The sequence below is a fragment of the Parendozoicomonas sp. Alg238-R29 genome, assembly GCF_947331445.1.
Classification (GTDB): domain Bacteria; phylum Pseudomonadota; class Gammaproteobacteria; order Pseudomonadales; family Endozoicomonadaceae; genus Sansalvadorimonas.
This window is the reverse complement of sequence record NZ_CAMZOG010000045.1, coordinates 1-24,835: the sequence shown is the minus strand read 5'-3', so window position 1 is coordinate 24,835 and position 24,835 is coordinate 1. Positions and strand designations below refer to the sequence as shown.

Annotated in this window: 19 protein-coding genes and 1 pseudogene; 9 read left to right on the top strand and 11 right to left on the bottom strand. The window is 47.9% G+C overall.

Going from position 1 to position 24,835, the window contains the following annotated elements:
- Positions 1-2: 2 nt before the first annotated feature.
- From QMA35_RS12430 to QMA35_RS12410, 5 genes are all read right to left on the bottom strand, one after another.
- Entirely contained in the window at positions 3-1,625 is a 1,623-nt protein-coding gene (locus tag QMA35_RS12430) for a CTP synthase (RefSeq protein ID WP_281647472.1), read from the bottom strand.
- A 173-nt stretch (positions 1,626-1,798) separates the two neighbouring features.
- Positions 1,799-3,736: a hypothetical protein gene (locus QMA35_RS12425; RefSeq protein WP_281647471.1), complete on the bottom strand. Its 1,938-nt coding sequence runs from the start codon at positions 3,734-3,736 to the stop codon at positions 1,799-1,801.
- 187 nt (positions 3,737-3,923) lie between these two features.
- The gene (gene tilS / locus QMA35_RS12420; protein ID WP_281647470.1) at positions 3,924-5,324 is read right to left on the bottom strand and encodes a tRNA lysidine(34) synthetase TilS; all 1,401 of its coding nucleotides are present in this window, start codon (positions 5,322-5,324) and stop codon (positions 3,924-3,926) included.
- 89 nt (positions 5,325-5,413) lie between these two features.
- On the bottom strand, positions 5,414-6,364 hold the full coding sequence (locus tag QMA35_RS12415) for an acetyl-CoA carboxylase carboxyltransferase subunit alpha (RefSeq protein ID WP_281647469.1): 951 nt from the start codon (positions 6,362-6,364) through the stop codon (positions 5,414-5,416).
- A 300-nt stretch (positions 6,365-6,664) separates the two neighbouring features.
- Positions 6,665-7,540 (bottom strand): hypothetical protein, encoded by an 876-nt coding sequence (locus QMA35_RS12410; RefSeq protein ID WP_281647468.1) that lies wholly within the window; start codon positions 7,538-7,540, stop codon positions 6,665-6,667.
- 255 nt (positions 7,541-7,795) lie between these two features.
- Between QMA35_RS12410 and QMA35_RS12405 the strand changes: the two genes are divergently transcribed.
- Positions 7,796-8,101 carry a Lar family restriction alleviation protein gene (locus QMA35_RS12405; protein WP_281647467.1) on the top strand — a complete coding sequence of 102 codons (306 nt, stop codon included), beginning with the start codon at positions 7,796-7,798 and terminating at the stop codon, positions 8,099-8,101.
- Here the strand turns inward: QMA35_RS12405 and QMA35_RS12400 are convergent.
- Complete coding sequence (locus QMA35_RS12400) at positions 8,075-8,929, bottom strand: hypothetical protein (protein WP_281647466.1); 855 nt, start codon at positions 8,927-8,929, stop codon at positions 8,075-8,077. The genes QMA35_RS12405 and QMA35_RS12400 overlap by 27 nt on opposite strands.
- Before the next feature lie 256 nt (positions 8,930-9,185).
- On the opposite strand from QMA35_RS12400, the gene QMA35_RS12395 reads away from it, so the two are divergent.
- Together QMA35_RS12395 and QMA35_RS12390 are read left to right on the top strand one after the other, a co-directional pair.
- Positions 9,186-9,494, top strand: coding sequence for a hypothetical protein (locus QMA35_RS12395; protein WP_281647465.1), 309 nt, complete (start codon positions 9,186-9,188; stop codon positions 9,492-9,494).
- Positions 9,495-10,019: 525 nt separating this feature from the next.
- The gene (locus QMA35_RS12390; protein WP_281647464.1) at positions 10,020-10,598 is read left to right on the top strand and encodes a Fe-Mn family superoxide dismutase; all 579 of its coding nucleotides are present in this window, start codon (positions 10,020-10,022) and stop codon (positions 10,596-10,598) included.
- Between the two features lie 69 nt (positions 10,599-10,667).
- Here QMA35_RS12390 and QMA35_RS12385 read toward each other — a convergent pair whose 3' ends face one another.
- The 3 genes from QMA35_RS12385 to QMA35_RS12375 all read right to left on the bottom strand — a co-directional run bounded on the left by QMA35_RS12385 (position 10,668) and on the right by QMA35_RS12375 (position 14,395).
- Positions 10,668-11,243, bottom strand: coding sequence for an NAD(P)H-dependent oxidoreductase (locus QMA35_RS12385; RefSeq protein ID WP_281647463.1), 576 nt, complete (start codon positions 11,241-11,243; stop codon positions 10,668-10,670).
- Positions 11,244-11,276: 33 nt separating this feature from the next.
- Positions 11,277-11,867 (bottom strand): hypothetical protein, encoded by a 591-nt coding sequence (locus QMA35_RS12380; protein ID WP_281647462.1) that lies wholly within the window; start codon positions 11,865-11,867, stop codon positions 11,277-11,279.
- A gap of 110 nt (positions 11,868-11,977) precedes the next feature.
- Positions 11,978-14,395 (bottom strand): hypothetical protein, encoded by a 2,418-nt coding sequence (locus QMA35_RS12375; RefSeq protein ID WP_281647461.1) that lies wholly within the window; start codon positions 14,393-14,395, stop codon positions 11,978-11,980.
- 360 nt (positions 14,396-14,755) lie between these two features.
- On the opposite strand from QMA35_RS12375, the gene QMA35_RS12370 reads away from it, so the two are divergent.
- Positions 14,756-15,673 carry a DMT family transporter gene (locus QMA35_RS12370; protein ID WP_281647487.1) on the top strand — a complete coding sequence of 306 codons (918 nt, stop codon included), beginning with the start codon at positions 14,756-14,758 and terminating at the stop codon, positions 15,671-15,673.
- A gap of 132 nt (positions 15,674-15,805) precedes the next feature.
- Positions 15,806-15,946 (top strand): annotated as a pseudogene (locus QMA35_RS12365) (IS1595 family transposase); the annotation flags it as partial.
- Between the two features lie 21 nt (positions 15,947-15,967).
- Here the strand turns inward: QMA35_RS12365 and QMA35_RS12360 are convergent.
- On the bottom strand, positions 15,968-16,624 hold the full coding sequence (locus QMA35_RS12360; RefSeq protein WP_281647460.1) for an NAD-dependent epimerase/dehydratase family protein: 657 nt from the start codon (positions 16,622-16,624) through the stop codon (positions 15,968-15,970).
- A 126-nt stretch (positions 16,625-16,750) separates the two neighbouring features.
- On the opposite strand from QMA35_RS12360, the gene dauA reads away from it, so the two are divergent.
- Entirely contained in the window at positions 16,751-18,469 is a 1,719-nt protein-coding gene (gene dauA / locus QMA35_RS12355) for a C4-dicarboxylic acid transporter DauA (protein ID WP_281647459.1), read from the top strand.
- Positions 18,470-18,478: 9 nt separating this feature from the next.
- The gene (locus QMA35_RS12350; RefSeq protein ID WP_281647458.1) at positions 18,479-18,664 is read left to right on the top strand and encodes a hypothetical protein; all 186 of its coding nucleotides are present in this window, start codon (positions 18,479-18,481) and stop codon (positions 18,662-18,664) included.
- 52 nt (positions 18,665-18,716) lie between these two features.
- On the opposite strand, the gene QMA35_RS12345 is transcribed toward QMA35_RS12350, so the two are convergent.
- Positions 18,717-19,643, bottom strand: coding sequence for a M14 family metallocarboxypeptidase (locus QMA35_RS12345; protein WP_281647457.1), 927 nt, complete (start codon positions 19,641-19,643; stop codon positions 18,717-18,719).
- Between the two features lie 539 nt (positions 19,644-20,182).
- Here QMA35_RS12345 and QMA35_RS12340 point away from each other — a divergent pair.
- Together QMA35_RS12340 and QMA35_RS12335 are read left to right on the top strand one after the other, a co-directional pair.
- Positions 20,183-21,586, top strand: a complete 1,404-nt coding sequence (locus QMA35_RS12340; RefSeq protein ID WP_281647456.1) for an MATE family efflux transporter — start codon at positions 20,183-20,185, stop codon at positions 21,584-21,586.
- 56 nt (positions 21,587-21,642) lie between these two features.
- A complete protein-coding gene (locus QMA35_RS12335) occupies positions 21,643-24,504 on the top strand; it encodes a hypothetical protein (RefSeq protein ID WP_281647455.1) in 2,862 nt (953 codons plus the stop codon).
- The last annotated feature ends 331 nt before the right edge of the window (positions 24,505-24,835 follow it).

Genomic DNA, 24,835 nt, shown 5'->3' with positions numbered 1-24,835 from the left:
GCTTACCCTCTTTCCTTAACAGCTGCTTCTACAAACGCTGAGAATAAACTGTGTCCGTAACGTGGAGTGGAAGTAAATTCCGGATGGAATTGGCAGGCAACAAACCATGGATGATCGGCGACTTCCACCATTTCCACCAGAGACTTGTCCACAGAACGGCCAGAAATGATTAAGCCAGATTTTTCCAGCTGTTCAACGTAATTATTATTCACCTCATAGCGGTGACGGTGGCGCTCTTTAATGGTTTCTTCACCATACGCTGCACGGGCATTGGTGCCTGGCTCAAGATGACAAAGCTGAGCACCCAGACGCATGGTACCACCGAGATCAGATTTCTCAGTGCGCTGCTCAACCTGACCGGTTTCATCCATCCACTCGTTAATCAAACCAATAACGGGATGCTCGGCATCAGCATCAAACTCGGTACTGTTAGCGCCTTCAATACCAGTCACATGACGGGCATATTCAATAACCGCAACCTGCATACCCAGGCAGATCCCCAAGTAAGGAACCTTGTTTTCACGGGCGTAGCGAACAGTGGCAATCTTGCCCTCCACACCACGGTTACCAAAGCCACCCGGTACCAGAATAGCGTCAACATCTTTCAACACACCTGTGCCATTACGCTCAATCTCTTCAGAATCGATATAACGCAGATTGACTTTGGTGTGAGTGCTCAGACCAGCATGCTTCATGGCCTCAACAAGGGATTTATAAGCATCCAGCAGTTCCATGTACTTGCCGACCATCGCGACAGTGACTTCCTGCTTGGGGTTGAACTCACGCTCAACCACATCCTCCCATTCAGACAAGTCCGCAGGTTTGCATTCCAGCCCCAGATTTTCCACCAGGGTTTCATCCAGCCCCTGCTCTTTCAGCATACCCGGAATCTTGTAAATAGAGTCAGCATCTTCCAGAGAGATAACCGCACGTTCGGCTACGTTCGTAAACAGAGCAATCTTGCGGCGGGAAGAGATATCGATATGCTTCTCAGAGCGACAGATCAGTACATCAGGCTGAATACCAATAGAACGCAGCTCTTTTACAGAGTGCTGGGTTGGTTTGGTTTTCAGTTCACCGGCCGTCTTAATCCATGGCACTAGCGTCAGGTGCATCAGCTGAGCACGGCGTGGGCCAAGCTCTACTTTCAACTGACGCACCGCTTCCAGGAATGGCTGAGATTCAATATCACCCACAGTACCGCCAATTTCCACCAGTGCTACATCGGCATCACCGGCACCGGCAATAATGCGGGATTTGATTTCATCAGTAATATGAGGAATAACCTGAACTGTTCCGCCCAGGTAGTCACCACGACGCTCTTTTTTCAGCACATGCTCATACACTCGACCAGAGGTAAAGTTATTCCCCTGCGTCATAGTCGTGCCGACAAAACGTTCATAGTGACCGAGATCCAAGTCAGTCTCGGCCCCATCCTCAGTAACAAAAACTTCACCATGCTGGAACGGACTCATAGTGCCCGGATCCACATTGATGTAAGGGTCCAGCTTGAGCATGGTAACCTTCAGGCCGCGAGCCTCAAGAATGGCAGCAAGGGAAGCGGCCGCAATGCCTTTTCCAAGAGAGGAAACAACACCGCCCGTGACGAATATATAGCGCGTCATTGAAAACCCGTTTTCTGGTAGGCGTTAATCGCCTTTAGGGGTAGAGGAAGAAGTCAATCAAGATGGGGTTGTAGGATACCAAACAGCGCTCAATGCCTCAATAAAAAGAGGCATTTTTCATCAAAAATGATGGCATTCGGTGGTCACCTTCCAAACGAATGCCATATCAAGAATCAATGTAACTTCAATATCGTGTCAGGTTTTTCAGAGAGAACTCTGGGTAGAGCGTGGCCGTAACGATCGAGAACATACTGGTAGGCATAGCGCCCCATCAAACTACCCGCGAGGGCTCCGGTCAAATGAACGGGAGTGGAAGTTCCGGCAATGAATGTTGTAGCACCGCTACCAATCCAGCCAGCTGTACCAGCCGCCAGCGACTCTACACCAACGCGGACAGATTCTGGAGCCGCATTCTCCCAGGTCAGCTTTCCGGCCTGATAGCTATCATACAAGGTGTGCGCAACGCCTATCCCTGCACCCACAACTGGAGAAGGCAGGCCTGTTGCTCTCTCAACATTAAACGCGACAGCACCCCCAACACCGTGATAAACACCATCCCGAGCCGCATGCCCGGCCAGTTTTACCATCTCCGTTTCTGTATAGTTATGGGGCAACTTTCCATCTTGGCGATAACGGTCATAGATGCGAATCCCGGTACTGAGCCCGCCACCAACAACTGCACTAACCCCAAAGGCCCGGACTGTTCCACGCACGTGCGCTCTTATCGCCTGTCTTTTGCTAACTGGCGCATTCACTTCCACATTCCTGTCCAGATTGTCATCTGCAACAATCTGATTTTCAACAAGGTGTTCCATACCCTTGTCATCCCCTAGCGCAGCCTCGATCCGGCCCACCACATCGCCATATGCTGACCAATCTTTCTGAGCACGAATTTTATCCGCCATATTCTTTGAAACAACAAACCTGACTTGTGAGACATCACTCGCCCGAAGCGCCATATTAGAGGCATTGCCTCTTGACACACCACGCAAAAGATTTGAAATCCTAGTCATAATTACCCCGAGATCATCACTCGCCGCTGTTAGCACCAGATCCGGAAGCACGCCTTTATAGCCCTGGTAGCCTTGAATATGAGCACGAACAACGTTCGAATACTTCATCGTCCCCAAATGTACCGGAGCAGCCGGCCGACTAAGACTGGTCACAACCCGTCTATTGTATTCACTAACCTCCCCCCAACCTCCCTCGCCCAGCAGGCCAAATTTCAATACACCAGAGCGAAGTTTTCTATAATCCATGTTATTGGCAGCGTCTTTCAAATACTGATAAACAGCCGTAAGGGCACTGCCTTTGTGGGTTGCCATAACCCCCACAACATTGAGTTTTTTAGAGAACTTAAGCTTCTCGCCAAAAGTAAAGAACTGAACCAAATTATCAAACTCCTCATCGAGGATTTCGATATTACTCCGGCCTTTATTAGGCACAGTCACCTTAAGAAGAGGATGAATTGGCTCCATAGAGCTGTATATGGTCATAGCAATCTGTGATCCACCAGCCACAATCAGAGCTGTAGAATCCTCATCCACCGAGTGCAGAACAGTCGGATCTAATTTTGCTAAAGTCCTGACAGCCTTTCTCAGCGCTTTTTCCAGCGCTTCCGTCTGATCTTCATCAATGGTATCAGGCACATCAACATCATCGAGGATCCCCTGATCGGTATAGGAAGCTTTCATACGAGCCACCTGAACGGTATCTACTCTGCTCTTCTGACCTCCATGGGAATAAAAAGAAAGGGATTCTTCTACAGGTATGTCGTCATACCGATAGCGCACCTCCTGATGCACATCCATGGCGGCTGATGTGTCATTATCACCCATTGCCCAGGGATTTACTGAAAACTCCAACGCCATACCAGTAGCGCCATTAAAGAGCCGCACATCCTGTAAAAGTGACTCCGTGAATTCCTGCTTCTTACCTTTACGTGGATCTTCTTGGTCTGAAATCACATGGCGGGAGGCAACATCATTAACTTTCGGAGTTTCAGAATCCGATTCAGCTCTCATTTCGCTAACGTTCATAGCGACAGCTAACGCCAGAGCAGCTGGCAAGAACCCCGAATGCATACTTTTCTCTCGAATCTGAACAGCCATTCTTCTGCTCCAGAAGATAAAATCGAGCGAAGTGTAGACAGACTTATCCCCAACCGCCCAAGGGAGCTGTTAAAAACTGTTACCGTCTGTTGATAGAATGCTTATTGAAAGGAACCCATCGAACTGGAAAGAGTCAGAGAGAGCTGAAGCCTCGCCGTTATTGAAAAATGCAGCTTTTATATAGAACTTAAGACAGCCAATTCATAGAGATACCTGGATCACCCGCTTCAACCTGATAACCATCTGCAACCAAAAGCCCGGGAATAGCGATCAACTGGTCACCATCATGAAAAATAGGCAACCGGTCACGCAACCATGAAGGCACCCCTATCTCATTCAGCCATTTTTTTAAACTCTTGCTTCCTTTTCTGCCGGGTAATGAGAAGGGCTGCACATCAATTTCACTGCGCACAGAAAACACGCCAAAGGCACCAGCACTTACACACACTTGCCCATGCTTGACTGACGATGCTGTCACCCCCTTACACTCCACCCGACTCTGATCCGGAAGAGTTAAAGATTCTCCCTTATAAAGAATACTCTTGAAAGCCACAGTTTTTTTTACAGGCTGACAGGCTACAAGGAAATGTTTATAACGACGCACTTCGCCACCAGCCCAGACAACAACAGGTTCACCATCAACACGGGCACCAGATACCTCCTCCATAACCTGCAGTAGTGTTGCCCGGGAGGGAACGGATAACTTTTCCCGCCTCAGCCATTCTCGGAGCAATAAAGAACGACGGGACACAGGCAGAGCTTCCAAGGTGTGAATATCAAGCAACTGAGCTTCTCCCAGAACAGGAACATCACATCCAACAACACACCGCCCGTAATCTTCATCAGCAACGCCTTGGAGAATCTCTTCTGCTTCACTACTCAACTCGGCAAGCCGCGCCAAACCTATTTTCATACCTGGCCAGCGCTCTACCAATTCTGGGATAACATTGTTACGCAGAAAGTTTCTATCAAAGCGGATATCAGTATTGGACTCATCCTCAATCCATTCCAGATGCTTCTCTCCCGCATAAGCTTCTATGTCTTTTCGCTCGCATCCGAGAAGCGGGCGAACAATTTGCCCTTTACCCAGCGGACGGGATACCGGAATTCCCTGTAAGCCAGCAACACCCGTCCCCCTCATAACCCGGTACATAATGGTTTCTACCTGATCATCAAGATGATGCCCTTGCAACAAAACGCCACCATCATGCAACTCACTTTCAAAGACCTGATACCTTGCCTCTCTGGCAGCCTCTTCCACATTGCTTGTGTCGTCGAAACCAACATGGTGAACCGACAGGGGAATATCCCAATTACGACATAATGCCCGAGCATGATCTACCCAACCATCAGCCAACGGGCTAAGCCCATGGTGCACGTGAATTGCCCGCAGAGTTTTGATATCGCCTCGGTCCCGCAGGATCTTGCAGATATACAGAAGAGCTGTGGAGTCAACGCCACCACTGAACCCCACAGCAACAGAGCCCACAGCAACAGAGCCCACAGCAACAGACTGAGCATGTATGGCTCGAATAACAACATCTGGAGTGAGTTTCATACCGGCAATATAAGACCCGAAAAAAGACAATAAAAAAGCCAGAGCGCTAATACTAATACCGCTCTGGCTTTGAGACTACCAGCTTATGACCGGTGCCTGAAACTTAGAAATATAAGAGGTTAACTTACACCAATCTCACGCAAACGCTGATAACGGGCATGAACCAGTTCCGCGCCACGCAGGCCTTTCAAACGATCAAGCTCTTCCAGCAAAGTATCTTTCAGACTTTGAGCGGCCACTGATGCATCACGATGGGCACCACCCAGAGGTTCCTCGACAACCCTGTCTACCAGACCCAACTCATGCAATCTGCCAGCAGTAATGCCCATGGCTTCTGCCGCATCAGAGGCTTTTTCTGCTGTTTTCCAAAGGATGGATGCACAACCCTCTGGAGAAATCACAGAGTAAGTGGAATATTGCAGCATCAACAGCCGATCACATACACCAATGGCCAGCGCACCACCAGAACCGCCCTCACCAATCACGGTGGAAATAATCGGCGTTTCCAGACGGGACATTACCGCGAGATTCCAGGCAATAGCCTCACTTTGCCCACGCTTTTCAGCGTCAATACCAGGATAAGCGCCAGGAGTATCAATAAAGGTCAAAATGGGAATTCGGAAACGTTCGGCCATTTCCATCATCCGGCAGGCCTTCCGGTAACCTTCAGGGCGAGGCATACCAAAATTACGGCGTACCTTTTCCTGCACTTCCCGGCCTTTCTGATGACCAATAATCATCACCGGCTGGCCATCCAGTTCAGCCATACCACCCATAATGGCATGATCATCGGAGAAATGACGATCGCCGTGGATCTCATCGAAATCAGTAAAGATTTCGCGAATATAATCCAGAGTGTAAGGACGACGGGGATGACGAGCCAGCTTGGCAACCTGCCAGGCCGAGAGGTCATTGAAAATATTAGCGGTAAGATTACGACACTTGTCTTCAAGTGTGGCAATTTCACCGGTAATGTTCAGTTCATTATCACTGCCAACCAGTCTCAGCTCCTCGATTTTGGCTTCGAGTTCAGCTATTGGTTGTTCAAAATCTAGATAGTTCGGATTCATTGGCGAGAATCACAACCATTCACGTAAAAATTGGCTACACATTAAGGAATCCCCAACACCTTGTCGAGGGAAAAGATGTAAGGCGACGTTACCAAACATTACCAGCAATACACACTAGGGGGCGTTCTCAATTAAGCATCAAACTCAGCATTGCCGAGGGTTTCTATGGGTAGACGCAGCATTGCCGGAATGCTTGTTGCCTTTCAAAATGCTGCAACGCAGCCATAGAGGCTCTCGACAATGCCCTTCGGGTGGCGCTGAGTCGTATGCTTAATTGGGAACGACCCCCAGGAAATATAGTTAATACAACATCACAGTATTATCCACTAACTGTACACCGGTCAGGCACCAGTTACGGAGTATATCCAACAGTCGCTCACGTTCCTGGCGCAAGGTTCGTCCGGTAATACCTGCTTCGGCAAGAGGCAATGAACAGCTGGCCACAACCTGATTCCAGCTTTCTACATGCCGACCTTCATGAGCAATTCGCACCACGGCCAAGTCTACTCCAGACTGGACAGGTACAAGCAATTTCTCACGACTTTTACGAGTCATCTGCACCAGCGGTAGCGAAGACGGTGCATAGCGTAAATCTTTTACTGTTTCGGCGGAGTAAATCGCAGGATCAGAAATAATCAGGTAATCCACCCGAGTATCCTCCAAAAACTGCCTTGGAATATCACGGTCATATAAATCATGCCCGAGTCCTGGCAGCCACTGATACCATTTGCGCACACTGCAGGAAGGCAATGGGTCGGTTGCCCCTTCAGGGCAACTCTCCTCAACGGCCATTACCATTTTATAGTGCCACTTCAGAGTGTTTTCTGCTGAGACCAGATTCAGGCCTGCCTTTTTCAAGTCATCAAACAGTTTTGCTGTACGAATATAATCCGGTAGCAATTCATTATCCGGCATGACTTCATAAACCGGAGTAACCATTCCCCGACCCTTTAGAAGCTGGCTAACCTCTTCAGGAGTTGTATCAACAAGCTGCCATACCATTCTTAGTTCTGGTTGTGCTTTCTCAGCAACTGGAAGAGGCTCGAAATCATCCGGCCAGTAATTGTTCCAAAAAGAACAACCCGACAGCAACAGCAACATAGCAACAACACCGAACAGTGGATAGAAAGAAAAGCAGCCTCGCACACCCATCGACGTACGTTCTTGCCCCTGCACACTTTGCCTTCTAACCTGAAAGGACACCATATGTTGTACTCAGAAGAAAATAAAAACCCAGATATTGTTTTTCACAATATCAAATAAACGGATATTTCGCGCATTCACAACTGAAAACGCAATAATACGTTTCCAACAGGCGCTAAGAATATGGTGACTCAGAAGTACTGACAAGCACTGTGCCGTAGGTAAGAGTGAAAGCACGCAATATAAGAAAACTGTCACAGACAATACGATTAGGGAGGCGATTCAAGGATGAGCACCACCACAGTCACTCAGCTGGAACCCTGCCCATTTTGTGGCGGCACACAGGGCAGTGTGCACCACCAGGTTTTCAGCCATCGGGTTATCTGTAAAACCTGCAATGCCTGCGGGCCACGCTGTCGCACCCAAGAACAGGCATTATTGCAGTGGGAGCATCAATCCCGCGAACTGCGGCTGGAAAAAACTATTGAAAACCGGCTGTTGCTAGAGCACTTGAGCAACTTTGGGGATTTACCGCCCCCTGTGTTCCCAGCCCAGAGAGAAAATTCGTTACCCTTTCGTCGGCTCAACAGTTAACCCTGCACGGGAACCGGATTCCAGATTGCGAATACTGTTCTCCAGTTGAAGAAGACGCCGGTTAACTTGTTGCCGGTGAGCATCAATGGCTTTCATTTTCTCGGCATAATCTTTTACCTGGGTTTTAATATCAGACGTAAAACGCTGATTCTCGGATGTCGCTTTTTTCACAGAAACAGAAAGATTGTCTACTGTTTTCTGCAAAGCATCCACTTGCTCCCGGGTAATAGTTGAACCCGCCACCACATCAGCATTTACCGCCCGTACTTCCTTCTGCAAAGCAGAGAGTATTTTCTCTGCAGAGGCCAGCTCTCTGGTGTTTTTTCCTATCTGATCAACAGAGCCTTCCAGCTCTTTTCTTGCTTTAGTGAAACTACTGTTCAGGGCATCAATACGTTGACCTTGAGCTTCAATGTTCGAGCGGTTACGTTTGTTAGAAAGATCCCAGAGCTTGCGAATTTCAAAATTCACAGCCTTCAATTCATCCTTCACCTTAGTATCGTTTTTACTGAGTGATTCACCGGTTTCAGAAACAGCACCGGACACTTCACCCAACAACGAAGCTGTAGCAGCCAGCTGACTTCGAGCCTCCTGCAACTCATTCTGCAGAGCCTGCACCTGCAGGTAGCCACCAGCAGCAAGTGTCAGAAAGGCTATGGAAAGCACAACAGTGGCAAAAGGAAAACGAGAAGAGCTGGTTTCCGATTTCCCTGAAGGTTTTTTCCCAGGTGTTTTCTTGCCCCGGTCAGGCGTGCGCTCAGGCATGTCATCCGGTGACAGGGAAATACTGGGCAGGTGGTCAAGATCATCCTGGGAGCGAGAGTTCATCTACATTACATATTGAATGGACATTACAGCCATTCTAGAGCAAAGTGCGTTTCCGCCCAATAGCAAGCCCGGCAAAACACTCCCCTCTCCCAATTTTTGTGCACACCCGCACTCTATGCGCCAGATTGGAGCTATCTCGTGAAGAAATAGACTCCCCATATCCCGCGAACACTTGCGCTATCGCATATGTATAACTTGGTACAGTGCTTGCTGTCACGTATATACATCTTACCAGACTGCGACAGAGGGTTTGCACATGCCAATTTACACCAAAGAAATGCTAGATTTGATGACGGTCCTTCGCCGCAGGCTGAAAGCTGAGTTTGATATTGTGATTCGTTTCAGTGGTGAAGACACTCTTGCCACCATACAAGATCTTGCTCGCCGATCTGCTGATACAACAACCAAAAACACAGCCCTCCAGCTTCTTCAGCTTTCAGGCAAAGACATTCACATGGACGATCTGGCCAGACCCACCCACAAACCACTCACTGAGCAGGCAATAAAAGAAGCAAAACCACAGTTTAAGAGTGTTCGTATTTATCGAGGGCAGGTGGTGGCCTGATCAGCCACCAAATTTACTACTTAACTTACCATTCAGAATCAGACTATTGCCTTCTGGCGGTTGGATATTTTGAAGCACTGAGGAAACCACTTCTACTGTCTCTTTTAGTTTTTCCACATCTGCAGGTTTCAGTTTTTTTGCATTTCCTCTTGCAACACAACCTCTGACCCTCCCAGTTTGCCAACAACCTTATAATCACTTTGAGTGAGGCCGTATCTCAGCTCAGGAACAACTGCAAACAACCCTGCACACAAGGTTGGGGGATACGACTCACCCAAGGCCTGAGACCCCTGTTAGAAACCACACTTCACAAACTGCACCTCTAGAAGAACTCCCTGCCAGAAATAAAAAAACAATAGGTGGTAGCTGCTCACATAGGGAAAAACTATCCAAACCAAATAAAAACCCTATCAACATTACATGGAAACTGCGGCAACCACAGTGCTATCATCGGCAAACCGAATTTTGCCATGCCGAGGCAGTATTCGGCATACGCCTGATAGGATCGAGATGGAGACAAGCAAAATGGCTTTTGAACTGCCCGCCCTGCCTTACGAGCGCGATGCACTGGAACCTCACATTTCCAAGGAAACTCTGGACTACCACTATGGTAAGCATCACAACACTTATGTAGTGAAGCTGAATGGTCTGGTTGAAGGTACCGACATGGCCAGCCAGTCTCTGGAAGACATTGTTAAATCTTCTTCTGGTGGCGTATTCAACAATGCAGCCCAGATCTGGAACCACACCTTCTACTGGAACTGTCTGAGCCCTAACGGTGGCACCCAGCCTTCCGGCGCTCTGGCTGATGCCATCAACAAGGCTTTTGGCTCCTACGAAGATTTCGTTGCCAAATTCTCTGAAATGGCCGTAAACAACTTTGGCTCCAGCTGGACCTGGTTGGTTAAGAACGCTGACGGCTCTGTAGAAATCGTGAACACCAGCAATGCAGCAACTCCTCTGACTACTGATCAGAAGCCACTGCTGACCTGCGATCTGTGGGAACACGCTTACTATATCGACTACCGCAATGTTCGCCCTGATTACCTGAAAGCCTTCTGGGCTCTGGTAAATTGGGAGTTTGCAGAAGCAAATTACGCTTAAGCGTATAAGCTCTCAAGGTAAACAGGCCGGTGAGTTTACGCTCACTGGCCTGTTTCTTCTTACCATGGTCTAAAACTGGCGCAATCGAGACTGTACTTTTTCCAGAAACTTACCTCTCTCCTCTTCTGAGGCAGAATCCATACTGTAAATAGCCAGCCACTGGATATCCCGGCAGCGGCAAACCGCTTTCATGCTGAGAAAAAACATCTTCCGGGGGGGATTACCAATCACCATCATCCGCCAGCGGGACGATCCCTGAGTAGTGACTACCATAATCTTTTTTATATTGGTCAACAGTGGTTTTAAACCATCAGGGCCAATGTCTACTACAACGCCCGGCAACCAGACCCGATCCAGCCAACCTTTGAGAATCGCCGGCATGCCCATCCACCATGTGGGGTAGACAAAAACCAGAGCCTCAGCCCACTTCAGCTTACCTATATGATCCTCCAGCCCTTCGACATTATCTTTTCCCTGATAACGTTGACGCTCAGAGCGTGACAGCCGGGGTTCAAAGTTTTCATCATAAAGGTCGCAGGTTTGCACTTCATGCCCCGCCTCATGCAGGGTTTCACAGACAGAGCGGTAAAGAGCACCATTGAAACTTTCCGGATTAGGGTGTGCATAAACCACCAGAACTCTCATACCCAGCCTGCCCCCATAAATAGAAAGCTATTGTTATAGTTGCTTTATCTGGAAGTCTTCCACCCAGATCAACTCACAGGCGCCACCACCGGTATCGTTGCGGGTCAAACTGCTCTGCCAGCGCCAGCCATCTGCGGCCTCCACTTTTACCAGTTTTCCACGCAACTGGATAATATCGCCCTCCACCACATCATCCAACCTGTCTTCCACATAATCAGAAGCCGGAATCATATGCATATTGGCACTTTGAGTTTCTATCTGGCGGCGGGGAACCGGGAACTTCTGAACTCGCCAATAGTAAAATCGCCCGCGCTGGTTGATATCAATATGTTCCAGAACAGATGAATCAGACATCACACCCCAGCCAAGCGCGAGATCTACAGGAGAAAGGTCAGCTTCCCGCCCCATAGAATAATCCTCACGCCCCAGCACTCTTGCTTCCAAAGAGAACTCAGCCAAAGGTTGAATTTTGTAACCATCATGCAGAATGGGATCAGAGCTATATAAACGACTTTGCTCCGGTTCTTCTTTCACAAGCACACCCGGGCCATGCTCAACAGCCCGATCACTCCACCATTGATAAAGCCCAAAACAGAAGGCTAATACAGCAAACCACCGCCACATAATTTTTTATCCATTCCAATCAAAAATCATCACATCTATGCGCTTTGGGAAGCAAAACAATGTCACGATAAAAATGAATAATAACGCCTGGATCAAAAATCAAACAACCTTTAGGCATGAGCCTTACCACGAAGGTAATCGGGGTCAGCAAGAAGCTTAAGCTTATAGAATGCACGGTATCGCTCGGTATTCTTATTCTGGTTTTTACGCTTGGTATCATAAGCGGCAAGCAATGAATAAAGATGCCCTCTGGATGAACAGATAGATCGCAAACGTTTACGGTATTCAGCCTGACCTCGTAACTCCGGGCATGTCTCGTAACGCTGGATTATGAGATGTTCAAGCTCCTTCGGATTACTTCCTGAGCCACGCACTACTTTGAGATAACAGGCTTCAGCCTGGCTCAGCCATTGACCTGCCAAACGAAACAGATCTTGCCTGGATTCGGCATGATCCTCCGGCAACAATTCAAAACTGTCAAAAGGCGTTTCCAGCTGCCTGAGATAAAACCAGCAGGCTTCCTCACATAACCTGCCATACATGTTTTGGCCGCGCTCCTTGCTCATCCACTTACCAATACATTGGGCTTCACCTTTCAAATCGCAGGCTTCTCTAAAAGGGTTTAGCTCACCGAAAAAATATCCAACAATGGGGGATTGATCGGACAACCATCCACCTTGCGGTGCAAACGTTGCGTGCAGTGCAAACGTTGCAGTAGTTGCAGTAGTTGCAGTAGTTGCAGTAGTTGCAGTAGTTGCAGTAGTTGCAGTAGTTGCAGTAGTTGCAGTAGTAGTGCTTATGGGTTTAGCGACGCCTGTCGTTGTTGGCTGCCCTGGAACTAGCTGAAGAGCAGTATCTGGCTCTTCCTCCGTCGAGGAGTCATGAACAGTGACTGGCGATGGAGAAACAGTTTGAACAGAGTGTTTCTTCGTCGTCTCTCTCCCCTTTTTCTGCCTTTCATCTTCACTTTTTCCTGCCCCTTTCTTTTTCTTGCTTGATCGACCACTGTGTTGCTTTTTTTTCGAGGCTCCCGTAGAAGGTGCCTTCAAGGAGTCGGGCAACCACGACTCTTCAAAGCTGGCTCCTACAGGTTGAGACGATTCCAGCGCCAGCTCATAACATTCAAGTTGGTTCTGTACAGTTTCCCTGATTGATTCCGGAATAGATGCTTTAAGCAAACCCCGCAGGCAGCGAATTGAATCATTATAACGACCATAACCTGCATAAATCTGAGCGGCATCCCGATATAAAAGTGAAAAACTTCCTCTTTTGGCAATGTTTTCCATGATTTCTGCGGACCAGAAAGGATCAGCTTTACGGGTAATAAACTGCCTTTTCATATGCCAGGCAAGCACCAAACCAGCAACATCTCTCTGATATCTTGTCAGGTTACGATCTCTGTAAGCCTTCTCGACATCCCCACCCCCAATACCTTCTTGAGCCATTGCTGTCATAAACTGCATAGCCTTACGCCTTTCTCGGGTTCTGGCGTGTGAAACACCTAACCCCACTTTTGCAAAAGCCTCTGTGAGAGCTGGAACCTGTTCAGACTCTACGGAACTCTGGAGCATTGAGCACAAGGCTTGTTGTAACTCCGGCGAGAAACCGTCTCGCGGGCCTGGCCAATGAGAATTTCGTCGCTTCGCGAAGACAGAGGTAAAAATCCATAATGCCTGGTGAAACTCTGTCTGGTTATCGGATTTACTTAACTCAAAAACAATATTCACATCATCTGACTGCAAGCCAAACGCTGTAAGAACAAAGAGATTAACATCTATTGTGACGTCCTGCGCAGCCAGCATCTCCATAATTTTACCGGGCGATATCTGACACCTTTCAGGATCCAGCGCCGTTCGAGACAGCAACCAGATAGCTGGTATAAACTGTGTAGAAGCAGCCAGACTGCAAAACCGTTCTATATTCTCCTGATTATTAAGAAGTTGGGGGTGATAGGTATATGTTTTATAGAGCGAGAGTACTTCAAAAAAATCATCAAGTTGATCTCGATAATCGGCATAAAGCAGGTTGACAACTTCCAGTACTCCTCCATTATCTAGCAGCGTTAATCTGACCATCGCCAATGTCATAAGAAGAGAACATCTCAAAGGAGTAGATAATTCGGGAAAATAGCTTTCCTTATCTATGATTCTCACCAAAGAGGTATTCAAGTTAGTCAACGCCACAGTAGACTTGTAAACGGCTATGGCCTTGCGACGCAGTTTGAAATGTTTATCGGACTCTCCGGGATAAGCCTGAACAGTACAAAATGGTTTGAGTTCCTTGAGCAGTAAGCTGGTGAAAGCCGGGTGACTTAAGGTCGTGACTGAAGCTCTTATAAGTTCAGGGTTCAGCTCATGACACTCGACTTTACGGTGACTCACCGAAAAAGACTGACAACTCTCACTCTCATTATTATCAGTGGAAGCGCATGGCTCCATACTCTCCTGCAAACCTGGGGGCGCATCAGTGTGTGAAGGGGGCTTTGACAAAGGTTCAGGTGACGGCGTACGAGAAACCGGGGTCATCATAAATACCCCCATTTATTACCAGTTTCAATAATAACCTGGGCAACATTTTCCCTATTCATGGCGCCTTCCTCTTGGTGCGGATGACTGGTGGGGATGAATAGTGTCTGACAATCAAATAGGTCGACCGGTTTCCTTGGTTCAAGGTATATACAGAAACAGTTCGCGAAAATGACAGTAGTGTTTGTTTTACCAACAGAGATTCAAACCAAAGTACCTTTCATTCTTTCAGCTCATTCTTTCGGCTCATTGCAATTGTGAATTCAAAAGCTTTGCTTTACTTTCTCCCGCTGGGTTCTTCTGGTAACGCAAGAACATCTCAATATTTTTGACAACATATGGCCTCTTTTGACTCTCAAAAACATGTTCCCCATCGGGGTTCGTTATATGATTCTTTCCGCTCTTGGTTTTGCCCTGATGACCAGCTGTGTCAAGGTTGTCAGCACTTACGGCATCCCTGTTCTGGAAATTGTAGCGGCAAGGGCAGTTGTGTCCCTGTTTATCAGCTTTACGGATATACGCCGTAAAAACATTCCTCTTTTTGGGGATAACAAACCTTTACTGGTTGCCCGAGGTGTGGCGGGAACTCTGGCACTTATCTGCGTATATTATGCGGTTACAACGCTACCGCTGGCCGAAGCCACTATTCTTCAATATCTACACCCCGTATTTACAGCTTTACTTGCACTGTTGTTTTTAAAAGAACGTATCCAGCTATCTACTCTCATCTGTATTACTCTATCTATCACCGGCCTGATAGTGATGGTAAAACCCGGATTCCTCTTCGGCACCACCAACCATATGCCCGTTTTCAGTATCATGGCGGCACTGGCTGGCGCATTTGGTAGCGCGATAGCTTATGTCATTGTTAAACGCTTGAGTCGAAGCGAAGACAGTTCTGTCATCATTATGTATTTCCCATTGATTGCACTGCCTGTATCTCTCTTCCTGTTAGGAGATGGGTTTGTAATGCCGGATTTGAAAACAACTGTTCTGCTGATCATGATCGGAATTTTCACCCAGATTGGACAAGTCGGACTAACAAAATCAATGGAAACCGAATCCGCCAGTAAAGCGACAGCTTACTCCTATGTGCAGGTTATCATTTCAATTTTGCTGGGCTGGACATTCTTCAGTGAGATCCCATCCGTCTGGACTCTGGCTGGTGGAACTTTGATTATGGGGGGAGCACTGATCAATGTTTACGGCAGTATAAAAGCTAGAAGCAAACAGTCCTCACTTGTCGCTGCCAATACGTCAGAAACACGTCGAACTGCTTGATGCCACCACACCAAGCCTGTTGACGTATTCACACCCTTCCACAGGCTTAATATCAGGGATTAACGTGGTAACGAAAATCCTCTAAACAAAAAGCTACATGGCATCTACCACTCACTGCCCCCGAAGCCTCTCCCCCGATACTTGGCAGAGTTCAATGACCGGTTTCATCGTCGCTTGGATCTGCCTTCAATGATCAAGGGTCTGGGGATTATGGCTGCCAGAACTGCACCTATGCCGAAGCGGCTATTGAAGCTAACTGATGTTCAGTGGTAATCAGGTGCGATCATGGTAATGTCACGTAGTTTCGTGAAAGGCCAAACCTTCAACAACCTCCAGACCCTCCACATGACTACGGCTAACATATTCAACCATAACTCTGGCAACAGTTTCTGTTGCCACAGGCTGATATTGCTGTAACCCAGGTAACCAACTCATTCCCTTTAACCCCCAATAACCTAACTGCTCACCTAATCGAAATTCATCACGCTCACCATGAAGCAGGCTTGGTCTAAAAATCAGCAGAGAAGAAAAATCTAACTCTTTCAACCCTTGCTCCATCTCTGTTTTGGTTTGCAGGTACAGCCCTCGACCCTTCTGGCCTGCGCCAATAGAGCTGATAACACCAAACCTCTCCGCACCACAGCACTTACTCCACTCTCCAAGAGCCAGAACATAATCGAGATCAACCTTACGAAAACCTTCGGCAGAACCTGCCCGCTTACGGGTGGTGCCAAGGCTGCAATACACATGATTAACCCGTTCATTCAGTGTGAATGATGTAAGGGAATCAAAGTCAACAATTCTCTCAACCAGTTTCCCGTGGGTCACCCCAGAAGGTCTGCGCACCAGACTGATGACTTTCTGATAATTGTCGCTTTCAAGTAATAACCTCAGAATATGGCGCCCCACTGCACCAGAACTTCCCACGATTAAAGCTGTTTTTTCAGTCATATTCTTCCTCTGCAAAACTGCGGATACACACCCTTACACTTCCACAAGCTCGTATACCACCTAATACACAGTCACCGTATAATAAATCCTTAAGGCCGAAAAGTTACAGGCCTCTCTCCAGACTTAATGACATCAATGATTTCTACTGCTCTTCGAGATACATTTCGACAGGGGTATGACCTGTCTCGTCTTCGCAAAGATATTCTGGCGGGTATGACCGTCGGTATTGTCGCCCTGCCCCTTTCAATGGGTCTGGCTATTGCCAGTGGTGTTGCTCCGGAATATGGCCTCTATACAGCTATTGTCGCTGGTTTTTTGATAGCTCTTACCGGTGGCTCCCGAGTGAACATCTCAGGTCCAACGGCAGCCTTTGTTGTTATCCTGCTGCCTATTACTGCGAAGTACGGCGCCGGTGGTTTAGCTGTAGCCACCTTAATGGCCGGTCTTATTCTTATGATTATGGGGCTGTGCAGGCTTGGGCGTCTGATTGAGTATGTGCCTTATCCTGTCACTATTGGCTTCACGTCAGGTATTGCTGTTGTTATTGCTTCATTGCAGTTAAAAGATTTCTTCGGATTATCACACATCACCATACCCGAACATTTCTTTCTCCGAATCTCTACAATTGCGACATCACTGCCACAACTCAGTATCTGGGATACTTTAATAGCTGTTATCACGCTGGGGGTTTTCCTGATTTGGAAGCGCCTGAAAACCTCAGTACCACCACACCTTCCTGCTCTGTTGATTGGCGCAGGTACGGCATGGTTGGTGCTTAATAATATTGACGGTACCACCATTGCTACTATCGGCAGCAAATTCAGCTGGGACGTTGATGGTGTTTCCGGTACGGGCATTCCGCCGGTAGCTCCGCGCTTTATTCTGCCCTGGCATCTTCCTGATGCCAGCGGTCGTCCCATCGGTATTAGCTTTGAACTGATTCGTGAATTGATGACTTCAGCTTTTGCCATTGCCATGCTGGGAGCTTTGGAATCCTTGCTCTGTGCTGTTGTTGCCGATGGCATGACCCGTACTCGCCACCACTCGAACGGTGAACTGATTGGTCAGGGTATAGGCAATCTTGTCGCGCCATTCTTTGGTGGTATTCCAGCAACAGCGGCTATTGCCCGAACGGCCACCAGCATTCGCAGTGGTGCAACGTCCCCTATCGCCTCGATTGTTCATGGCGTGTTTGTACTGTTAGCCGTCTTGCTGCTGGCACCTTTGCTAGCCCATATTCCTATGGCTTCACTGGCTGCCTTGTTACTTATGGTGGCATGGAATATGAGCGAGGCTCATCACTTTGTTCGCATTGTTCGGGTGGCACCGAGAGAAGATATTGCTGTCCTGCTGACTTGCTTTGGCCTTACCGTTATCTTCGATATGGTGATTGCTGTGACTATTGGTATGCTGCTGGCGGGTCTGCTGTTGATTCAACGTATCAGCAATCTATCTACGGTTAATCTCTACTCGGCAAAAGAGCCCAACGAAAGTATTAACCTGCCTTCCAGTATTGCCATCTATGATATCAACGGCCCTCTGTTTTTTGGGGCAGCCCAGAAAGCCCTGAACGCACTGCAGAAAACGGATGACCATATTCAGGTTATGATTCTGGATATGACCGATGTAAATATGCTGGATATGACAGCTCTGGTTGCCGTTGAAAATATTCTGATGGATATGCAAAAACGCAATATTGGCCTGGTTCTGAATGGCGTTCAGCCTCGCCTGCTCTTGAAAATGCGCAAAGCGGGTATTCGCAGGCAGAAAAACAATATTGCCTTTGGCCGAAATATGCAGGAAAGTTCCCAACATGCCCTGACTCACCTAGTGAGTCGCCAATAGGAAAACCGAATGGCCGATATTCTGCCGTTTAAGAAGCCGTCTCTGAAAGACAAAGCCAGAGGCAAAACCATGTGTAAAAACAATCTGCACAAATGGGTAGTGGATAAAGAGAAGGTTTTCGACGTAAAGCAGGGAAAATTGGTAACAACCTACATATGCTCCCGTTGCGGGAAAACCCGTACGAAAACTCATTAAAAAATGCCCGCTTCCAAACAGAAGCGGGCATCCTTCAACATAAAGGTTGAACCTACACGCCTTTAGCTACCAAATACTCCAGCGCACCTTTGATTGCTGCAACCTGAGCTTCATTGCACTCTTCGAGAGTTGCACGTGGACTGTCTGGGTAGACCTCGGTGGTTGTCACATAAGGCGCATCAGTCATACCTCCGCAAAGGAACAGCTCTTTCTTTGGGTAGTGAATCACGCCTTCCTGCATAACCTTACTGCCAATGATTTCACCATTATCATCCGCAGGGGCAATATGGGTCACCTTTCTGACCGCGTCGATCATAGCCTTCTGGAATTCCGGCTGGGCGCGACTGGCGTCATCCACCGTGTAAAAACCATCAGGAATCCGTTCACTGGCAGGGTCAAAAAGCTTGCCATCACGGGCCATCAAAGCAGGGCGGAATTCATCTTTATCAGAATCAGTGGTTTCGTGAAGGTCAAGATGAACCAGCCACTCAACATTCTGGGAAGCCACAAAAGCCATGACTGCCGCCGCTTCTTCCGATGGACTGTCGGGCATAAAGGAACGATTAGGATCTACGCAGAGCGGATTCCAGCGATTAATGACTTCATAACCCCATGGACTAACGCAGGGCAGAACCAGAATATCAAACTGGCCTTTATAGCTTTCAGCCTGTGTATCCAGAAATCTCAGAGCACCTTGCACACCACTGGTCTCGTAACCATGTACGCCACCGGTAATCAGAACTTTGGGGCGAGACGCATCCCAGTTTTGGCTTTTCAGGGCAAACAACGGATAACGATTCTCGTCATAGCTCAACGCGCCATACTGAATGCGTTCAAAACGATCTGAGAGAGCGTTGATTCGCTCAATCACCTCATCGGCATAGCTGCGCTTGATAGTGGTTTTTTCTCGCCAGCTGATTTTTTCTGCATCAGTCCATGGTTGGCCTGGAGTGCCAATGGGGTAAAAAGGCTGAGTCATATACCGGCTCACTTTACTGCGGTTTGAATTACAAGACACAGTAGATTAATCCTTGAGAGGAAGCTGGTGCAATGACTTGAATAGGTTTATTAATAGAAAAGCAGACGCTCTGGTTATGCACCAAACCTCCCACAAAACATCCACATTCACCAGCAGTTTATCTTTTCCGTCCAAGAAACCTGAAAACCTCTCGCCATGACAGGACAGCGAACCTGGCCGATCGGCAATTGAACAAAATAACCAACTCGCTCACTATCTCTGAGAAAGAGATTCAATGGTTAGGGGAGTTTCACGGAGGCCTGACAAATTACAACGAGTAAGCTGGCCATAAATGGCCCTGGGTAATCTATCTCCACCATTATGTGCTTCACCTTCCTTCATTCATCCATTACCCGTTTCAATCTAAACCTTTTCTTCCCTCATTGCGCAAAGAATGCAGAGAATGTCCATAGGCCTAAGTCCTCATATCTCTGTATTAACGAACGCCATAGAATGAATCCAGCCCGGCATCGTGCCGAGGCAGTTCTGGAACTCGCTCTGTGACTAAAAAGATACCTTCATCCTCAGCAATAGATCTGGGCAAAGACCCAGTACGCAAGTGTTTTACCCATTACCTCCTGCCTGCCATGACCGGTATGGTTATCAAATCTCTTTATGTTGTGGCTGACGCCATGTTCATTGGTCACGCCATGGGTGAAAGCGGCCTGGCCGCCATGAATATCGTGATTCCTTACTTTTCCTTTATGTTTGCCACTGCCATGATGATCGGTGTTGGCGGTTCAGCGTTGATGGGCATTCGTTTTGGTGAGGGAAAAATCGCTGAAGGACAAATAATTTTTCGTCAGGCAATCACTCTGATTACCGCCGCCATGTTGGTAATCACCTCAGCAACTCTTTACTGGCAAAGTGATATAGTCCGAATTTTCGGCGCTCAGGGAGAATTGATACCCTTAAGCCAGGCATACATTTCAACCCTGACTCTCTTCTCAACCCCATATGCCATAGGTTGGGTGCTGTCTAACTTTATCCGCAATGACGGCAACCCAAAACTGGTTATGAGAGCTATGGTGGCCAGCGCTCTGACCAATATTGTTCTGGACTGGCTATTTATGATTGTCTGGGGCTGGGGTATGTTTGGCGGAGCTCTGGCAACCGGCATTGCCCAGCTTAGTATGACTGTTATTATGCTCTGGCACTTCCGCTCCCCGGCCCGCCGCTTGGTGCTGAAGTTTATCCGACCTGACTTCTCCCAGATAAGAGCCATTCTTGTGAATGGCATGCCCACCATGATTATGGAATCCTCTGTAGGCATCCTTATTCTGATCTCTAACTGGGTTTTGCTGAAGCTTGGTGGCAACCTGTACCTGTCGGTATATGGTATTGCCCTGAACTGTATGTGGCTGGTTGTACTGCTCACTTATGGAGTCTGCCAGGCTATTCAGCCTTTGATCAGCTTTAATCACGGCGCCGGTCAGCACCAGCGGATTCTTGAATCCCTGAATGTGAGCATGACTCTGGTCATGGTGCTGTGCGTTGTTACCGGAGGCCTTGGTATTTTATTCCCGGGGGAGATTGTTTCTGCCTTTGTAGCCACGCCATCATCAGAAATGATCCAGCTCGGCGAATTTGTTATGGCAATCTATGCACTCTCAGTCATCCCCATGGCTTTAAATATTATTGTTATGACTGTTTACCAGGCCATTGCCCTCTCTAAAATTTCCAGTGCAATGTCTCTGTCCCGGGGGCTGGTGCTGCCAACGACAGGGTTATTTATTTTGCCACAATTGCTGGAAGCCAAAGCCGTGTGGGGCAATGTCTTAGTAGCGGAGGTTATTACCGTGGTTTACAGCCTTTACCTGTTGATGAACTACCGAAAGAAACTTCAGCAGAAGATTGAAAAAATCCCCATCAATCACGGCAGCCCAACTCTCAGAGCAGCCTGAAGCGACTGCACATATACTTTCCGTATCAGCCGGAATAAATTGCTGCCCAGAAAGGCATGGAAGCTCGCAAACAAGTTAAATTCCGAAAAATGTGCCCTGACAGCTGGCAAAAGCTCAAACGTCAGGGAGCAGAGCTCTGTTGCCTGCCCTCTTCCCATGAAGGGTTTCATGTCACCACTGGCTGGCGTCGCAACTATTTCGTAAAATCCCTGTTTGACCGCTTTCGCACCCCGCGCCCTGCAAACAACCAGGTAGCCGGCAAACTCTATAAGGTTTACGTCCACCAGTTTGAACGTCAGAAACACTCTGAAGAGCCACCACACGCTCCACTGAAGAACCGCTATATCGACTGGGTGCCGGGAGAGAAGCACCATAACTTCGCTGGTTGTGAGCTGGATGTGAGAGAAAACCTCCATGTTGCTCTATCTTTGCAACTGGCAGGCATAGTAAAAATTCAGGAAAAGGATAGCGTTGCCAGTCAAGTTCCTACGAACCATCCCATTACAGCTGAAAGAATTGAGAGAGTTGATCGTTGTGTAAACAGTGATCCCATTCGTCTGGCGTATGAATATTTAGCAGTCAGCCGCCAGCACGCCCTAACCCAGCGTTTTATTCCGATCCTGCTTATTCCATATCTGAGTGAACAACTGATGGCCGCCACTGATTTGAGTGGAGAGGAAGCGGAACAGATCATCCAGAATCTGCTCGCTCAAAACAGCATTCAGAAATCCTCTGATCTTGATCTTGCCAACCTGATGGAGATCAAAAACACTATTCGCCGATTGGGCAGCGAACACAAACGTGTTGTGTCTACCATTTTAGGGCAGCGCTACCTGAAGCGAGCAATGGCTTCCAAGAACGCCCCTGCAACGACCCCACTGAACCAGCGTTCAGGTTCAGTTGTACAACAGGAACGACTACTTGCCGACGCGGGTGCAACCATTGATTCCGCTCGCCAGCATTTTGTTGATCAACTGCGCAGTGCTGGATTTGAAAATAAGGATGCCCGGAAAAAGATCGACGAACTGTTCCACGACCAGAATATACAGGGTGAGCAGGATTTCTCCCTGACCCGCTTTCTTCTGTTAGCTGATGCCGTTTCTGGAATGACCCTGTCTACCGCTAAAGGAAAAAAGAACCAGTCGTTGCGCAGCCAGATCTCAGAAGCATCTGCCATTACCTATATTGCCAAGCTAAAACGCCATCACAAACATCGCTCCGGACACATGCCGGCTCGGTCTTTAGGACCTTCAGTCAAAGTCGGGAAACGCTCCTCAACATCACAGCTTTATTCCCTTGTGCGAGATGAGCAGGATCGTTGGCAGGTTAAAGGCCAACCTCAACTGGATCAACCGGAGACCCAACCCGACTTTATCTGCGACCAGGACGACGAGTGGCTGATAAAACAGCAGGTAGATAACGGACATCTGGTTCGATTTTTCAAAGACTTTGCCCTGCGTCTGGTTCGCTGGGGGCAGCGCAATAAGAGAGTTATCGGGGTTCAGGCTGGCATGTTTGGCTTAATGGCCGTTATTTATGGTGTTCAGACTGGTGGCATATCTGTAGCCATAATGGCCGTCACCTATGTTATTTCCAGCACGGCCTGGTTTGCTATTGGCGCGGTCTCAGATCGCTTTTTCAGGCTAAAAAAAATTGTACAGCTCGATCGGGCGAAGCAGAAGCGAGCCAAACGAGGTTCCGAGGGCGGGCCTGGTGATGAAGTTGAAGATTATCTGGATAGTTACAGCTGGCTGACCCGTCACTCAGGCCTGATCAATATTCTGAACAGTTTTAAAAACCTCCAAAGAGACGTAAACAGCCTCAATAAAGAAACTCCAGCATCTGCGGCTGAGTTAGTGAAGTATCGTCGAACACAGGTTATGGCCCAGCTTCGGTCACGGCAACTTGAGGAAGCATTTGGCAGCCTGGATGAGTTGCTAGTGGAAGCGGTACAGGAAGTCAGCAGCCTGGATCAGCATTTCAGCAATAACTTTGAACAACTCTGGCAGCCTTTTGAAAACATGGACAACCGAACTCGCTTGCTTGTCTTTAATGAAGCGGCTAACAGTAAAGAGTTGAGAAAGCACTGGTTTTTACCAAAGCAGGATTACACCAGCTGGGCTAGGGACGTTCTAACTCACAAGAATGGCGATATTGATCGTATTGCCATGTTTCTGGATGAAAAATTACAGCTGGACAAACCCCTGGATGCTCAGGAGCTTGATATTGATAACATCAGTAATGACCTGAACAAACATCTTGGGCGAGGTATTAAACTGGCTGAGGGAGGCGTAGGTACCGGCTGGAATTACACCAAAGCCACCTTACGCAGCACCCTTTGGCGCCACATTGAAACCACTGTCACAAAAGTCACTACTGGCGCAGGCCCAACTCTGGTCGGGTTGCTACCCATCCCTACCGCCGCCGGTTTACTGTTTTGGGCCTACAGTTTTACCGCTACAGCATTGACAGAGGCGACTAATAAATTCATGAACCGCCGTGAGGTGAAGAATTACCAACACATGCACCGGAAGGAGAGGTTTGATAGTGGCTTTATCGACGACGATAATTCCCTCGAACATCAGCTTCACGCCGAGCAAATGCGGGAAGATTACAACAATGCTCTGTTAGCTCTACGCCGGGAAACAAAAGAAAGCACTAAAGAGTTTGTGAAAACCATTCAGGCGTTACGAAAAGAAAAAAAGAAAATCGACCAAGAGTTATCTGAGCATCTCAATGACAAAGAACCCTCTGATGAACAGCTTGTTCGCCGAGCCCAGTTGATTCTTAGCCATAAGGTATTAGAGAAAAAAGTGTATGACTTGATGCATGGTGCTATTGGTCACATGCACAACGAAACCGTGAAAGCCGCTTCCTGGCTGCAAGACAGTGCAGGTATATATAAGCAAGTCGGGTAAACGACTCCAACAATACTCTTCAGAAGGGTGTTTGACTTTAGCTCCGTCGAGCCACTTTTGAATAGCTTCAACTCGGATACTTTCTCTTACCTTGTGGGAAATTTTACGACCGCCAACCTTGCTCATAGACACCTCAAGAACAGAGGTTAAATCGGACCGGTTAGCGCTTGGCAAAGTGTTGGCTCACATCAATATGTACGCTACATGACACTTTTGTTACGCACACATTTTGTTAGCAACGCTTATTTTTTGACCATATGGTTTGTATCATGACATCCACAAATTGGCTCTGTTCACAATACATGTTGGTGCATGAACTATACTTCTGAGC

Excerpts from the sequence above, each read along its gene's own strand:
- QMA35_RS12375 (WP_281647461.1), bottom strand. The coding sequence starts at position 14,395 with ATGATGACCCCGGTTTCTCGTACGCCGTCACCTGAACCTTTGTCAAAG.
- QMA35_RS12430 (WP_281647472.1), bottom strand. The coding sequence starts at position 1,625 with ATGACGCGCTATATATTCGTCACGGGCGGTGTTGTTTCCTCTCTTGGA.
- QMA35_RS12385 (WP_281647463.1), bottom strand. The coding sequence starts at position 11,243 with ATGAGAGTTCTGGTGGTTTATGCACACCCTAATCCGGAAAGTTTCAAT.
- QMA35_RS12405 (WP_281647467.1), top strand. The coding sequence starts at position 7,796 with ATGAGCACCACCACAGTCACTCAGCTGGAACCCTGCCCATTTTGTGGC.
- QMA35_RS12380 (WP_281647462.1), bottom strand. The coding sequence starts at position 11,867 with ATGTGGCGGTGGTTTGCTGTATTAGCCTTCTGTTTTGGGCTTTATCAA.
- QMA35_RS12350 (WP_281647458.1), top strand. The coding sequence starts at position 18,479 with ATGGCCGATATTCTGCCGTTTAAGAAGCCGTCTCTGAAAGACAAAGCC.
- dauA (WP_281647459.1), top strand. The coding sequence starts at position 16,751 with ATGACATCAATGATTTCTACTGCTCTTCGAGATACATTTCGACAGGGG.
- QMA35_RS12395 (WP_281647465.1), top strand. The coding sequence starts at position 9,186 with ATGCCAATTTACACCAAAGAAATGCTAGATTTGATGACGGTCCTTCGC.
- QMA35_RS12400 (WP_281647466.1), bottom strand. The coding sequence starts at position 8,929 with ATGAACTCTCGCTCCCAGGATGATCTTGACCACCTGCCCAGTATTTCC.
- QMA35_RS12390 (WP_281647464.1), top strand. The coding sequence starts at position 10,020 with ATGGCTTTTGAACTGCCCGCCCTGCCTTACGAGCGCGATGCACTGGAA.
- QMA35_RS12360 (WP_281647460.1), bottom strand. The coding sequence starts at position 16,624 with ATGACTGAAAAAACAGCTTTAATCGTGGGAAGTTCTGGTGCAGTGGGG.
- QMA35_RS12425 (WP_281647471.1), bottom strand. The coding sequence starts at position 3,736 with ATGGCTGTTCAGATTCGAGAGAAAAGTATGCATTCGGGGTTCTTGCCA.
- QMA35_RS12370 (WP_281647487.1), top strand. The coding sequence starts at position 14,756 with ATGTTCCCCATCGGGGTTCGTTATATGATTCTTTCCGCTCTTGGTTTT.
- QMA35_RS12415 (WP_281647469.1), bottom strand. The coding sequence starts at position 6,364 with ATGAATCCGAACTATCTAGATTTTGAACAACCAATAGCTGAACTCGAA.
- QMA35_RS12335 (WP_281647455.1), top strand. The coding sequence starts at position 21,643 with ATGGAAGCTCGCAAACAAGTTAAATTCCGAAAAATGTGCCCTGACAGC.
- QMA35_RS12345 (WP_281647457.1), bottom strand. The coding sequence starts at position 19,643 with ATGACTCAGCCTTTTTACCCCATTGGCACTCCAGGCCAACCATGGACT.